Genomic DNA, 13,606 nt, shown 5'->3' with positions numbered 1-13,606 from the left:
GCTCGGGAAAGGGGATTCATGACCCTGCTCGAATTACGAGAACTCACCGTCGGTGTGATCGCCGACGAAACCGAACGCGAACTGGTCCGCGAACTTTCGTTCGACCTCGACCAAGGCCGGACACTCTGCGTGGTCGGCGAATCCGGCAGCGGTAAAACGGTGACGGCCTTGTCGATCATCCGGTTGCTGGAGTTCGTCGCGCCGGTGTTCACCCGCGGCGAGATCAGCGTCGACGGCGTCGATCTCACGCGGCTGTCCGCCGACGAGATGCGCGCGTACCGCGGCCCGCGGATCGGCATGATCTTCCAGGAGGCGCTGGATTCGCTCAATCCCAGTCAACGGGTCGGCAAGCAGCTGGTCGAGGCCTACCGGAAGCCCGGCTCCCTGCCGCGTCAAGCCGCGCGCAAGGGAACGCCGTTGCACCGCGAGGCCGAGGCGAAGGCCCGAGGCCTCTTGAAGGAGGTCGGCCTCACCGACACCGACCGCGTGCTTTCCCTGTACCCGCACCAGATGTCGGGCGGGATGCAACAGCGCGTGATGATCGCGCTCGCCCTGATGGCCGACCCGAGCCTGCTGATCGCCGACGAGCCGACCACGGCGCTGGACGTGACCACGCAGGCGGAGATCCTCACCCTGTTCGACCGCGTCCGCCGTGACCACGGCACCGCGTGCGTCTTCATCACGCACGACATGGGTGTGGCCGCGCAGGTCGCGGACCGGATCGCGGTGATGTACCGGGGCGAACTGGTCGAACTCGGGTCCACAGAGGACATTCTGCATTCGCCGAAGCATCCCTACACCAAGGCGTTGCTCGACTGTGTCCCGCAGCTCGGGGTGAGCAGACGCGACGGCTTCCCCACCATCTCCGAGGCACTGCTCGAAGCCGCGATGAACGGCGAGTCGGCGGTCGCGACCGAGACCAGGTCCTTGAGCCGCCCGCAGGCCAGGGAGACGGACGAGGGCACCGCGCTCGTCATCGAATCGGTGTCCAAAGTGTACGGACGGCGCGGCCGGTTCTCGCTGAGCCGCGAGCCCGAGGTGCACGCGGTCAAGGACGTCTCGCTGGAGATCGCGCCGGGCGAGTTCTTCGGCCTGGTCGGGGAATCCGGTTCGGGCAAGACCACGCTCGGCCGTCTGGTGAGCGCGCTGGAAACCCCGACCGAGGGCACCATCGCCTTCGGTGAGCACCGGTGCACGCCGTCCGGTCTCGAAGGCGACGAGCGCGCGTTCCGTCGTCGCGCGCAGCTCATCTTCCAGGATCCGCAGAGCTCGCTCGATCCCCGGCACACCGCCGCCAGGATCATCGCCGAGCCGCTGCGGGAGCTCACCGGTCTCCGCGGCGCGGAACTCGACCGCCGCGTCACCGAATTGATCGACGAGGTCGGGCTTCCCTCCGACACCGCGAAGAAGCTGCCATCGCAGCTCTCCGGCGGACAACGGCAGCGCGTCTCGATCGCCCGCGCGATCGCGGCCGAACCCGACCTCATCGTCGCCGACGAGCCCACCTCCGCGCTCGACGTCTCGGTGCAGGGCCAGGTGATGAACCTGTTGCTGGACCTGCGGCGCACCCGCGCGCTCAGCTTCCTGTTCATCACGCACAACCTCAGCCTGGTGCTGTCGGTCGCCGACCGGGTCGGCGTGATGTACCGGGGCGAACTGATCGAAATCGGCGAACCGGACGAGATCCGGCTCCACGCCCGGCACGAGTACACCCGCCGTCTCCTCGCGGCGAATCCCGAACTGCCCGCCCACCCCCACACTGGAGTGCGGAACCCATGAGACGAACCCTGACCTCGGCCGCCCTCGGCCTGGCGACCGTCCTGCTGATCGGCTCGTGCATGGGAGGGCAGGCGGGCGGTGGCGCCGCCGACGGGCCCCCGAAGCCCGGCGGCAACCTCAACGTGGCCGTGCCCACCGATCCGCAGTCGCTCGACATGGTCGCGAACCCCGGCCAGGTGACCGCGCATATCGGCAACATGATGTACGAGAAGCTGTTCGAGGTGGACCGGAACTTCACCTCGCGGCCCATGCTGGTCGAGGACTACACCACCAGCCCGGACAGGCTCACCTACACCTTCAAACTGCGCCAGGGCGTCACCTTCCACGACGGCAACCCGCTGACGTCCGAGGACGTCGTGGCGAGCCTGAAGCGGTGGCAGCAGGTGCACCGCACCGGTCAGCTGGTCACGCCGGACATCGAGGCGATCACGCCGACCGACCCGGCGACGGTGACCATCAAGCTCAAGCAGCCGCGATACCCGCTGATCAACGAACTCGCCGGCGCGGGCACGGAGATCTACGAGGCGAAGAACCTCACCGGTGTCGCGCCGACCGGGTTCGCCCAGGACAAGGCGATCGGGACCGGCCCGTACAAGCTGAAGAGCTGGGACATCGGCCGTGAACTGGTGCTGGAGCGGTACACCGGCTACAAGTCGCGGTCCGAAGAGGACTGGGGCGGGCAAGCGGGCGCCAAGCACGCGTACCTCGACACCGTGACCTACAAGGTCGTCTCCGACCAGGACGCGCTGATCAACGGCCTGCAGACCGGCCAGTGGGACCACATCATGCCCACGAACGACCAGTACGAGCCGCTGCGCAACAACCCGGCCGTGGTCGTGCACAACCTGCCCGGCGGCAACGACAACGTGGTGATCCCGAACTTCAACACCGGTTCGAAGTTCGCCGACCCCCGTGCCCGCGAGGCGCTGAACCTCCTGCTGGACAAGCCCGCGATCAACGCGGCCACCGGCGGCAGCAAGGACCTCACCGTCGAAACCGGCGCCTTCGCCTCGCCGGACAACAAGCAGTTCTATTCCACCGCGGGCGAAGAGGTCTACAAGGCGCACGACCCGGAGAAGGCCAAGCAGCTGCTGGCCTCGGCGGGGATCACCGCCGGCGCGACCATCCGCATCGTCACCACGAACTCGTACCCGGAGTTCGGCAAGTGGGCCGTGCTGATCCAGGACAGCCTGTCGAAGATCGGCATCAACACCAAGATCGACACCTTCGACTTCGCCACCATGCTCGGCACGCTGACCAAGGAGCCGGGCGGCTGGGACATCACCACGCTGTTCTTCGACTCGGCGCTGACCTCGCCTGCCCAGATGCCGGCGCTGACCCTGGGTACGCTGAACGGTTCGACCTCGCCCGAGCTGGACGGGCTCATGGCGGAGTTCAACGCCTCGACCACGCCTGAGCAGGCGAAGGCGGTGGTGGACAAGCTGCAGGCGTTCACCTGGAAGCAGCTTTCGGTGATCACCCTGAGCCAGTCCAGGCTGTACGCGGCCTACTCCCCCAAGCTCAAGGGCTACGGCGACTTCTACCGCGTCTTCTGGAACACCTGGCTGGCGTCATGACCGGTCTGCTGCTGCGCAGGCTGCGCGATCTGGTGATCATCCTGGTGATCGTCGGGACGATGATGTTCTTCGTCATCCGGCTGATCCCCGGCGACCCGGCGCAGGCCATCCTCGGCCCGACCGCGCGACCGTCCGATGTGGACGCCCTGCGGGAGAGCATGGGGTTGAACGGGCCCTTGTGGGAGCAGTACCTCACGTGGGCCGGGAACGTGCTGCACGGCGACTTCGGCACGTCGATCACCTATCACGCCCCGGTGCTCGGCGTGGTCGCCGACCACATCCTGCCGACGCTCACGCTGGCCGTGCTCTCGACGGTGATCAGCTTCTTCCTCTCGGTCGCGATCACCTCGTGGCAGGCGGTGTCGCCGCGCAACCCGATGGCGCGGGCGCTGGACCGGCTGTCCGCGCTCGGCATGGCGATGCCGGACTTCTGGATCTCGCTGATGCTCGTGCTCGTCTTCTCGGTGACCCTGCGCTGGTTCCCCTCCAGCGGCTACGAGAACCTGTTCACCGATCCGGCGACGGCGGTGCCCGCGCTGGTGCTGCCGCTGACCGTGCTGGTCATCGGGCAGGCCGCGTTGTTCGTGCTCACCCTGCGGGAAAGCCTGCTCGGCGAGCTGCCGCTGGCGTATCTGCGCACCGCGCGGGTCAAGGGGCTGTCGGAGCGGCAGGTGATGACCAAACACGTCCTGCCGAACGCGCTGATGCCGCTGATCACCCAGCTGGGCAGCAACTTCGCCATGCTGGTCGGCGGCATCGTGATCATCGAGTCCATCTTCGTCGTGCCGGGGCTCGGCCATCTGCTGATGGGCGCGGTGTCCACCCGCGACTTCCCGCTGATCCAGGGTGTGACGCTGTTCGTCGCGGTGCTGTTCGTACTGGTCAACCTGCTGGTGGACCTGTCGTACGCACTGCTCGACCCGAAGGTGCGTGTCTCGTGAGCGTCGCTCTAGTGGAAAAGACGTCGCCGGTGCGCGAGAAGCCCTCGTCCGGCCGCGCGGCCAAGGTGTTCCGGCGCAACCGGATGCTGGTGATCACCACCGCGTTGCTGGCGGTGATCGTCCTGGCCGTGATCGTGCTGCCGTTCTTCCTGCCGAGCGTCAGCGCGACCGACCCGGTGAACCGGCTGCTGCCACCGTCGGCCGCACACCCCCTCGGCACGGACTCGTTCGGCCGCGACGTGCTCGCCCGCCTGGTCTCCGGCGGGCGGGCGTCGCTCGGGCTGTCCGCCCTGATCACCCTGTGCGCGGCCTTCACCGGCCTGGTGATCGGGCTGATCAGCGGGTTCTTCCGAGCGGCCGACGCGGTGCTGATGCGGGTGATGGACGCCTGGATGTCGTTCCCGGCGATCATCCTCGCGATGGCGCTGGCGATCTCGCTCGGCGCGAGCATCTGGACCGAATTGATCGCGCTGACGGTGATCTTCACGCCGTTCACCGCCCGCGTGATCCGCAGCCGCGTGCTCGGCATCGCCGGCCGTGCCTACATCGGCGCGGCGCGGGTTTCGGGGATGAGCCGGTGGAAGATCCTCGTCGTGCACGTGTTCCCGAACGTGCTGCCGCTCGCGCTGGTGCAGGTGGTGATCCTGTCCGCCGCGGCGATGCTGGTCGACGGGGCGATGAGCTTCCTCGGCCTCGGCATCGCTCCCCCGACCCCGACCTGGGGCAACATGATCGCCGAAGGCCGGTCGTACCTGGTGCAGGCGCCCTGGCTGGTGATCGTGCCCGGCGTGACGATCATGGTGTGCGTCTTCCTGCTGAACCTCATCGGATCGTCGCTGCGGATCGCCGTCGACGCCCGCGCGCGGACGCTGAGCGAGATGCAGCGCCTGCGCACCCGACGTCCCTCCGGCAGCTGAGAAAGGATCCCGTTGTCTGCCACTACTTCCCTGGCCGTGCGCCGATTCGCCCCCGAAACCGTCTCGGGACCGCCGGTGCTCCTGGTGCACGGATTCGCCTCCGACGGGCACACCGACTGGATCACCACCGGATGGCCCGCCGCGCTCACCGCCGCGGGCCGCGAGGTGGTGATACCGGACCTTCCCGCGCACGGCTCCAGCCCGGCCCCCGCGGGTTCGCTCGGTGCCGTCGCGATCACCGCGGAACTGTCGCGGCTCGTCGCCGATCTGTCCGAAGTGGACGTCGTCGGGTACTCGCTGGGCGCGCGGCTGGCCTGGGAGCTGCCCGCCCAGGCTCCGGTGCGACGGCTCGTTCTCGCCGGGGTGAGCCCGTTCGAACCGTTCGGCGCCGTCGATGTGGCTGCCGCACTGGCCTTCGCCGGTGGCGGCAAGGCTCCGTCGGATCCGCTGACCGGGATGATCGCGCATATGATCACCGCGCCAGGACGGAATCCCGCGGCGCTGGCGCGGTGCATCGAGGATCTGCGCGCCGAGCCTTTCGCGCCGGTTCTCGGTGCGGTGGCCGTGCCCACCCGGTTCGTGGCGGGGGTGGAGGATCCGGTGAGTCAGGGCATCGAGACGCTGGTGGAGCTGGTGCCGGGCGCGGATCTCGTGCGGGTGCCCGGGGATCACGGTGGGGCCTTGCGGAGCGCTGAGTTCAAGGCGGCCGTGCTCGATTTCCTCGGCTGAGGATTGCGCTTGTGTCATGAAAGGGCCGTTCAGGACATCTTTCGTCCTGAACGGCCCTTTCATGACATCCGGAGCGTGGTGCGGCCGCCCCGTCGGTTACGAAAGCCACTTTCGCAACGTTGAAGGTTGCGAAAGTGGCTTTCGCAACATCTCCCGACGTCAGAACGTCCCATCCGCGGCGACCGAGCGGTCCAACCAAAGATCCTCCAGAGCCGCCCGCACCTCAGCACCACGAGAAGCGGCCAAAGCGACAGCGCCCAGGTTGTCCTCCAGCTGAGCCATCCGGCTCACCCCGAACAGCACGTTCACCACCGGCTCGTACGCGAGACAGAACGCGACAGCCAGCTGCGACGAACTCACCCCGAAGTCTCCGGCGACAGCGGCGACACGCGCGGCGGCGGCGCGGATCGACTCTCGGATCTCGCCCGGATCCGCCCCGATCTTCCGTGACGGGGTCTTCCCGAGCAGCACCCCGCCCTCGAACACGTCCGACGCCTGCAAGGTCAACCGGCCGGCCTCGAAATGCTTGCCGTAGAAGGAACCTTCGGCCATCGACCGGCGTGCGATGCTGTACTTCAGCTGGGCGAAACGAGGCGCCGGAAGCCCTTCTGCCGCGGCGAACTCCAGCGCCAGGTCGAGATCCGCGGCGCGCCAGTTGTTCACGCCCCAGACGTCGAAGCGGCCGAGGCGGATCTGTTCCGCCACCTCGGTGACGATGCGCGGGATGTCCGGCCGCTCGAAGTAGTCGCCGACCACGACGGCTTCCGCACGCTCGACACCGACGCGGTCGAACGACGTCTCGAGTTGCTTGGCGAATCCGGTATTCGGGTAGTCCCACAGCCAGAGCTTTCCGCACAGCTGGTACTCGTCACGCTTGATTCCGGCGGCGCGGACCGCCTCGCCGAAAAGGAGATCCGTGCGCGACTGTTCGGCATGCGGCCCCATGTCGTAGTGGGCCACGTCGAACAGCGTGACCCCGGAATCGACGGCGTGCCGGATCAGGCGTACCGCGTCGTCGAAGTCCATGCGGTCCCATGTGTTCCACGATCCCAGGCTCAGCGCCGAAGTGGCGAAGCCCAGTCCGTTCCGCTTCTCGTCCACGAGTTTTCCTTTCGCTGGCAACGGAAACAAGTTTTAGTCTACGATCGTAGAATGAACAAGAGACTCGTTGTGGTGACCGGCGGTGCCAGTGGCATCGGCCGCGGAGTCGCCGAAGCCTTCCAGTCCGCGGGCGACCGCGTGGTCATCGCCGACGTCGACACCCGGGCGGCCCACGACCTCGCCGCCGAACTCGGCGCGGAGCACGTCGAACTCGACATCTCCGACCCCGGATCGGTCGACGCGGCGCTGGCGCTCGTCACCGATCGCTTCGGCCCGGTCGAGGTCCTGGTCAACAACGCCGGTCTCGCCGGTGGCGGCGGACCGTTGGTGGGACTGGACATCGGCGTCTTCGATCTGTGCATGCGGGTGAACTTCCGCGGCACCTTCCTGATGACCCGCGCGGTCGGCGCGCAAATGGTCGAGACGGGCACCCGCGGCACCATCGTCAACATCACCTCCATCGGTGCCAGGCAGCCGACCCCGGGGCTCGGCCACTACGAGGCCACCAAGGCCGCCGTCGAGGCGCTCACCCGCTCGGCCGCGCTCGAACTGGCGCCGCACGGCATCCGGGTCAACGCCGTCGCCCCCGGCCCGGTGCTCACGCCGATGACCGCCGGATTCGCCGCCGACACCGCCGCCCGCGCGGCGTGGGAAGCGAGGATTCCCTTGGGAACCATCGCTTCCGTCGCCGACGTGGTGCCGTCAGTCCTGTTCCTCGCCTCCGCCGACGCCGGCCATCTCACCGGGGTGAGCCTCCAGGTCGACGGCGGGCAACTGCTCACCTGAGTACACGACGCGGCCGCCGGACACGGTGAGTTCCACACCGACGTCCGGCAGGTCCGCGAACGCGATCTCGAGCGGATTCGCCGCCAGCACGCAGAAGTCCGCGACACGGCCGACCGTCAGCGATCCCTTCCAGTCCGCCGCGCCGTCCTGCTCGGCGGCCACGACCGTGTAGCAGCGCAGCAGCCGGGCCATCAGCCCGGCGTCCACTTCGGACGCGGCCAGCATCCCGGCCGCCGCCGCGATGTGCACCCGCCAGTCGGGGGTCACCACGGGCGCGTCACTGCTCAAGGTCAGCGGAACACCCGACGCGAGCATTTCCGCCAGCGGCCAGGCGCGGGCGCCGACCTCGGCGCCGAGCGCGTCCGTCAGCATTCCCCGCATCGCCACCGCGATCGCGGGCTGCGTGGTCAGCCCGACCCCCGCCGAAGCCATCCGTGCCAGCTGATCCGGCGTCACCAGATCGCCGTGCACCAGATGATCGCCGCGGCGAAGCGATCCGAGCGCGGCTTCGATGCTGCGATCCCCCGTGGCGTGCACGGCGACCGTCATCCCGGCGTCATGGGCGAGCCGGATCATGGCGGCCAGATTGCCCGCGCGGCCCGGATCGTCGTCGCCGTCGACGAGGAGCGCGCCGTGCGAACCGTCGGCGTAGCAATGATGTGTCCACGCGGAGCGCATCGGCGGAATGCCGTCGGCGAAGATCTTCACCCCGGGCACGGTGAGCCACAACGGATCCGCGGCCGGTGACGGGGTCGCCAACCCCCGCTCGAAGTCGTCCAGCGAGCTGGCGCCGTCGAGCAGGCCGAACAAGCGCAGCGCCGTCACCCTCGCGCGCAGCAGGCCCTCGTCGGCCAGCGACGCGTACTCTTCCAGCACTTCGGCACCGAAACAGCCCGTCTCGCCCGGGCCCAGACCGGGTTCGGTGTAGCTCGTGATGCCCAGCGACGCGCACAGCTCGCCCGCCCGCAGGATGGCGGCCCGCCGTTCGGCCGCGGTCCGCACCGTTTTCTCTTCTCCCCCGGTGAATCCGGCGCCGCCGATCAGGGTGTCCGGCCAGCGCGCGCCGAGCCAGGTCGCGTGCAGGTGCGAGTCGTTGATCCCGGGCAGAACGGTTCTCCCCGCGAGGTCGATCACCTCGGTGTCCGGGCCGATGTGGTCCAGCGCGACGTCACCGAGGGCGACGATCCGGTCTCCTCGCACGGCCATCGCCCGTACGACAGTGCCCGCCGGGTCGAAGGTGAGCACAGGACCGCCGCGAACCACGAGCGAAGCGGGACGAATACGTTGCGACGGCATGGTTTCCTCCAGGATCTGGACTTTTTCTCCTACGACTGTAGACTAAAAAGATGGTCAACAGAACCGAAGCGGCGGTGCTCACCGAACACGGCTCCGCGCTCACCTTGCGGGAACTACCGCTGCCCGAGGAGCCGGAACCGGGCGCCGCGCTGGTCCGGATCACCTGCACCACGCTGTGCGGCACCGACGTGCACCTCTGGTCCGGCCAGATGACCTTCCCCGGCATGCTCCCGATGGTGCTGGGACACGAAATGGTCGGCGAGGTGGTGGCCGTCGGACCGGGTACCACCGACACCCTCGGCCGCGAGATCGCCGAGGGCGACCGCATCGGCTGGTCCGAGTCGACCTGCGGAAAGTGTTACGGCTGCACGATCTTGCGCGAACCGGTCGCCTGCGAGAAGCGCGGGTACGGATTCCTCCAGCGTTCCGACGTCTTCCCGTACGCCACCGGCGGACTCGTGCGGCACTGCTACGTGACGCCCGGTGCGGCCAAACTCCTGCTTCCCGGCGACGTCAAGGACACCTGGGCGTCGATGTCGGGCTGCGCGGGCAAAACCGTGCTGCGAGCCGTCTCCCGCGCCGGCGGGATCCGTCCCGGTGCGACGGTCGTGGTCCAGGGCGCGGGCGCGCTGGGCGTCTTCGCCACCGCGGTCGCGAGGATCTCCGGCGCGGGTGACGTGATCACCATCGGCGGCCCCGGCGACCGGCTGAAGACCGCCGAACGGTTCGGGGCGACGGCGACGATCCCGGTCGACGGTACCGTCGAAGACCGCATCGAACGGGTCAAGGAACTCACCGACGGCCGGGGCGCCGATCACGTCTTCGACTTCGCGGGCGGGCCGACCATCGGCGAGGAGGCCGTCGCCTTCGCCGCTCAGCGCGGCACGATCGCGATCGTCGGCTCCACCGGCCCCGCGCCCTCCCCCGTGGCGCTGGGCACGGTGATGGGCAAGGAACTCACGGTCGTCGGTTCGCTCAACGGCGACATCGCCGACTACCACCGCTCGGTGGACTTCTTCCGCACCTTCGCCGATCGGCTGCCGTGGGACGAATTGTTCAGCGAACCGGTCGGTCTTTCCGAAGCCTCCCAACGTGTCGAGTCGATGTCGCGGCTCGGCGAGCTCAAAGCCGTCATCGATCCCCGCCTCCCCTAGGAGACCACGAATGACCATCCCCCAGCGTCGCATCGGCCGCGACGGCCCGCTCACCGGCGTCCTCTCGCTCGGCTCCTGGCACACCTACGACCGGATGGACTTCCGCGAGGCGGTCGACCTCGTCCGCACGGCGGTCGATTCCGGCATCACGCTCTTCGACGTCGGCGTCTACGGATTCCCCGGCGCCACACCGGTCTTCACCGACGTGCTGTTCTCCGCGATGGTCCGCGCCGCGGGCCTCCGCCGCGAGGACTACCTGCTTTCGGCCAAGCTCTGGCTGGAGGGATATCCCGAGCACAACCTCCGCGATCAGCTGGACAACGCGTTGTTCCGCGCGGGCGTCGAGCACGCGGATCTCGTGGTACTGGGCGATCTCCGGCGCGACGACACCGACCTGCACCGGCTCGTACTGGATCTGAACGAGCTCCGCGAGGCCGGGCTCATCCGGCACTGGGGCGTCAACAACTGGTCCGCCACCACGATCGGGGCCTTGCACGATTTCGCCGCGGCCGAGAACGTACCCGGCCCCGCCATCGCGCAGCTGAAGTACAGCGTCGCGCGACGGTCCATTCCGGACGGTGAACCGTTCGCGAAGGTCTTCGGCGAACTCGGCGTCACACTCCAGTCTTCGGACATCTTCGAGGGCGGGGTCCTGCTGGGCAAGAACAGCGGCGCGCGCCAGGTGGGCCGCGACCCCGGCGACATCCGCGAACGCATCGCCGCCTCCGCCCCGGCGCTGGCGAAGATCGCGGCCGACCTGGACGCGACTCCGGCACAGCTGTGTCTCGCCTTCACCCTCACCCATCCGGCCAACACGACCACCCTCTTCGGCGCGACGAGCACCGAGCAGCTCAAGGACAACCTCGGCGCCGTCGACCTCGTCGAGCGTGTCGGTGCGGAGCAGCTCCGTGAACTGGTCGAGCCGTACTGGGCCGACCGCGGCGTCGTCGATCCGGAGGGACCGTGACGGCCTTCGATCCCGAACTCGCCGGAGCCCTCGAAGGTCTGCCCGCCGGACCGCCGCTGAGCACCGATTCGCTGGCGGGCATCCGCCAGGCGATGGCCGAGGGAAACCTGACCTGCGCCGAGGCGATCGGCGACCGGGATCTCGTCTGGGAAGACCACCGGGTACCCGGCACCGACGTCGTCGTCACCGTCGTCAAACCGCGCGATGCCCGGAACGCGCCAGGGTTCTACAACATCCACGGCGGCGGCATGGTGCTGGACGACCGGTTCGCCGACCTGCCCCGGATGGTCGCGCTGGTCGAGGAATTCGGCTTCGTCGCGGTGACCGTGGACTACCGGCTCGCCCCCGAGCACCCACATCCGGCGCCGATCGAAGACTGCTACGCAGGCCTGACCTGGATGGTCGAGCACGCGGCCGAACTCGGTTTCGATCCCGGACGGCTGATCGTCGGCGGTGGCAGCGCGGGAGGCGGGCTCAGCGCCGGAATCGCGCTTCTCGCCAGGGATCGCGGCGGACCGGCGCTGGCCGGGCAGCTCCTGCTGTGCCCGATGATCGACAGCCGCAACGATTCGGCGTCCACAGTGGAATTCGCGGAACGCGGCGTGTGGGGACGCGAGGCCAACGAGTTCGGCTGGCGGTCGCTCCTCAATGGACAGACGTCGCCGTACGCCGTTCCCGCGACCGCGGAAGACCTGACCGGACTTCCGCCCGCCTTCATCGAGGTCGGCGCGGCCGAGATCTTCCGTGACGAGGACGTCGACTACGCGCGGCGGCTCTGGCGGGCCGGCGTGCCCACCGAACTGCACGTCTGGGCGGGCGCGTACCACGGTTTCGACCGGATCGCCCCGGACAGCGAGGTGACCCGGGCCGCGCTCGCCGCCCGGGCCTCCTGGCTGCGCCGCACTATCGGCCGAGCATGAACCTGGCGGCCTGTTCGCCGACCAGTACCGCCGGCGCGTTGGTGTTGCCCGTGGTCACCCGCGGCAGCACCGACGCGTCGGCGATCCGGAGCCCGCTCAGTCCGTGCACGGCCAGCTCCGGGTCGACCACCGAGTCCGCGTCGGTGCCCATCCGGCAGGTCCCGACCTGGTGGTGGTAGGTGATCGCGGTCCGGCGGACGTATTCGCAGACATCGGCCTCCGGCCCCGGATACAGCTCGCGGGCGCCCCATTCCTCCGCCAGCGCGGACGCGCGGCCGATCTCCCGGCACTGCTCGACCGACGCGACCAGGCTCTCGAAGTCGGCCGGATCCTCCAGCGCGGCGAGGTCGATCAGTGGCATGTCGTCCGGGTCCGGTCCCGAAAGCCGCAGATTGCCCCGGCTGCGCGGCGTGACCATGCCCGCCATCAGCGAGAACCCGGTCTCCGGACCGGTCATCCACTCCTCGTACATCGGCACGCTGAAGTGGATCGGCTGGGTGTCGGGCACCGGCAGGCCGGGACGGCTGCGCCAGAACAGATGCGTCTGTGTCACCGACCGCCCCGGCGCGGGTGGGTCGACCTGACGGCGATCGGTCGCGAAGATGACCGGCGAGAGCAAGTGGTCGTGCAGGTTCTTCCCGACGCCCGGCAGCTCGGCGACGACGTCGATACCGTGCACCTCCAGTTCGTCGACCGGGCCGACGCCGCTGCGCAGCAGGATCGCCGGTGCCGCCAGCGCGCCGGCGGCGAGCACGACCTCGTCGGCGAAGACCTTGCGCAGTTCACCGTCGACCTCGGCCAGCACGCCGGTCACCTTGTCACCCTCGAAGAGCAACCGGTGGACGAGCGCTCCCGTGTGGACGGTCATCCGTTCGGCGGCGGGCTGCCCGTAGGCGAGCCAGGTGTTGAGGCGTTTGCCGTCGCGGGTGGTGATCCGCTGCACGGACACGCCGTCGAGCTCGTCGCCGTTGTAGTCCGGGTTGAACGGCAGCCCGATCTCCATCGCCGCGTCCACAATGGACTGCTGGATCGGATGCAGCGGCTCGTTCGGCACGACGTCGAGCAGATCCTTCTCGATCCGTTCGAACACCGGGCGGACGTCGTCCCAGCGCCAGCCGGGCACGCCCCAGCCGTCGTAGTCGGCCGGGGCGCCGCGCACCCAGATCATCGCGTTGAGCGAATGCGACCCGCCGAGCACCTTGCCGCGCGGCAGATGCAGCCGCCGGTTCGCCGCGTGCGGCTGCGGCACGGTGTAGTAGTCCCAATCCTCCGGGCCGTGCCACAGCTCACCTGCCCGCGAAGGGTCGTGAATGGCCGGATTCGTGTCCGGCCCGCCCGCTTCGAGCAGGGTGACCCACACCCCGGAGTCGGCCAGTCTCCTGGCGACCACCGAACCGGCCGAACCCGCTCCCACCACGATGACGTCCATGTCCCCCACC

Annotated in this window: 12 protein-coding genes; 9 read left to right on the top strand and 3 right to left on the bottom strand. The window is 68.9% G+C overall.

Annotation, left to right across the window (positions count from 1 at the left end; translation table 11 throughout):
• Positions 1-18 precede the first annotated feature (18 nt).
• The 5 genes from AB8M46_RS27075 (at position 19) to AB8M46_RS27055 (ending at position 5,943) form a co-directional block, all read left to right on the top strand.
• The gene (locus AB8M46_RS27075; RefSeq protein WP_394362072.1) at positions 19-1,779 is read left to right on the top strand and encodes a dipeptide ABC transporter ATP-binding protein; all 1,761 of its coding nucleotides are present in this window, start codon (positions 19-21) and stop codon (positions 1,777-1,779) included.
• A complete protein-coding gene (locus AB8M46_RS27070; protein ID WP_350597448.1) occupies positions 1,776-3,356 on the top strand; it encodes an ABC transporter substrate-binding protein in 1,581 nt (526 codons plus the stop codon). The genes AB8M46_RS27075 and AB8M46_RS27070 overlap by 4 nt, the downstream gene beginning before the upstream one ends.
• Positions 3,353-4,297, top strand: coding sequence for an ABC transporter permease (locus tag AB8M46_RS27065; protein ID WP_394362071.1), 945 nt, complete (start codon positions 3,353-3,355; stop codon positions 4,295-4,297). Before AB8M46_RS27070 ends, AB8M46_RS27065 begins: the two co-directional genes overlap by 4 nt.
• On the top strand, positions 4,294-5,214 hold the full coding sequence (locus AB8M46_RS27060) for an ABC transporter permease (protein ID WP_125736992.1): 921 nt from the start codon (positions 4,294-4,296) through the stop codon (positions 5,212-5,214). Before AB8M46_RS27065 ends, AB8M46_RS27060 begins: the two co-directional genes overlap by 4 nt.
• Positions 5,215-5,289: 75 nt before the next feature.
• On the top strand, positions 5,290-5,943 hold the full coding sequence (locus AB8M46_RS27055) for an alpha/beta fold hydrolase (protein ID WP_394362153.1): 654 nt from the start codon (positions 5,290-5,292) through the stop codon (positions 5,941-5,943).
• A gap of 159 nt (positions 5,944-6,102) precedes the next feature.
• Here the strand turns inward: AB8M46_RS27055 and AB8M46_RS27050 are convergent, their stop codons facing one another.
• A complete protein-coding gene (locus AB8M46_RS27050; protein ID WP_394362070.1) occupies positions 6,103-7,044 on the bottom strand; it encodes an aldo/keto reductase in 942 nt (313 codons plus the stop codon).
• A gap of 69 nt (positions 7,045-7,113) precedes the next feature.
• Here AB8M46_RS27050 and AB8M46_RS27045 point away from each other — a divergent pair, with 69 nt between their 5' ends.
• Positions 7,114-7,830, top strand: a complete 717-nt coding sequence (locus tag AB8M46_RS27045; RefSeq protein ID WP_081975772.1) for an SDR family NAD(P)-dependent oxidoreductase — start codon at positions 7,114-7,116, stop codon at positions 7,828-7,830.
• On the opposite strand, the gene AB8M46_RS27040 is transcribed toward AB8M46_RS27045, so the two are convergent.
• Entirely contained in the window at positions 7,747-9,126 is a 1,380-nt protein-coding gene (locus AB8M46_RS27040) for an amidohydrolase (RefSeq protein WP_394362069.1), read from the bottom strand. The genes AB8M46_RS27045 and AB8M46_RS27040 overlap by 84 nt on opposite strands.
• A gap of 50 nt (positions 9,127-9,176) precedes the next feature.
• Between AB8M46_RS27040 and AB8M46_RS27035 the strand changes: the two genes are divergently transcribed.
• Genes AB8M46_RS27035 through AB8M46_RS27025 form a run of 3 tightly spaced genes read left to right on the top strand, consistent with a single transcriptional unit; the run spans position 9,177 to position 12,167 of the window.
• Entirely contained in the window at positions 9,177-10,280 is a 1,104-nt protein-coding gene (locus AB8M46_RS27035) for a zinc-binding dehydrogenase (RefSeq protein ID WP_394362068.1), read from the top strand.
• A gap of 10 nt (positions 10,281-10,290) precedes the next feature.
• Positions 10,291-11,247 carry an aldo/keto reductase gene (locus AB8M46_RS27030; protein ID WP_394362067.1) on the top strand — a complete coding sequence of 319 codons (957 nt, stop codon included), beginning with the start codon at positions 10,291-10,293 and terminating at the stop codon, positions 11,245-11,247.
• Positions 11,244-12,167 (top strand): alpha/beta hydrolase, encoded by a 924-nt coding sequence (locus AB8M46_RS27025; protein ID WP_394362066.1) that lies wholly within the window; start codon positions 11,244-11,246, stop codon positions 12,165-12,167. Before AB8M46_RS27030 ends, AB8M46_RS27025 begins: the two co-directional genes overlap by 4 nt.
• On the opposite strand, the gene AB8M46_RS27020 is transcribed toward AB8M46_RS27025, so the two are convergent.
• Positions 12,151-13,596 carry a GMC family oxidoreductase gene (locus tag AB8M46_RS27020; protein ID WP_394362065.1) on the bottom strand — a complete coding sequence of 482 codons (1,446 nt, stop codon included), beginning with the start codon at positions 13,594-13,596 and terminating at the stop codon, positions 12,151-12,153. The genes AB8M46_RS27025 and AB8M46_RS27020 overlap by 17 nt on opposite strands.
• Between the last annotated feature and the right edge of the window lie 10 nt (positions 13,597-13,606).

This window comes from Amycolatopsis sp. SB7-3, assembly GCF_041021335.1.
GTDB lineage: Bacteria > Actinomycetota > Actinomycetes > Mycobacteriales > Pseudonocardiaceae > Amycolatopsis > Amycolatopsis japonica.
The sequence above is the reverse complement of the archived record's forward strand: the minus strand, read 5'-3'. Positions and strand labels throughout refer to the sequence as shown.

Excerpts from the sequence above, each read along its gene's own strand:
- AB8M46_RS27070 (WP_350597448.1), top strand. The coding sequence starts at position 1,776 with ATGAGACGAACCCTGACCTCGGCCGCCCTCGGCCTGGCGACCGTCCTG.
- AB8M46_RS27020 (WP_394362065.1), bottom strand. The coding sequence starts at position 13,596 with ATGGACGTCATCGTGGTGGGAGCGGGTTCGGCCGGTTCGGTGGTCGCC.
- AB8M46_RS27065 (WP_394362071.1), top strand. The coding sequence starts at position 3,353 with ATGACCGGTCTGCTGCTGCGCAGGCTGCGCGATCTGGTGATCATCCTG.
- AB8M46_RS27035 (WP_394362068.1), top strand. The coding sequence starts at position 9,177 with ATGGTCAACAGAACCGAAGCGGCGGTGCTCACCGAACACGGCTCCGCG.
- AB8M46_RS27030 (WP_394362067.1), top strand. The coding sequence starts at position 10,291 with ATGACCATCCCCCAGCGTCGCATCGGCCGCGACGGCCCGCTCACCGGC.
- AB8M46_RS27075 (WP_394362072.1), top strand. The coding sequence starts at position 19 with ATGACCCTGCTCGAATTACGAGAACTCACCGTCGGTGTGATCGCCGAC.
- AB8M46_RS27040 (WP_394362069.1), bottom strand. The coding sequence starts at position 9,126 with ATGCCGTCGCAACGTATTCGTCCCGCTTCGCTCGTGGTTCGCGGCGGT.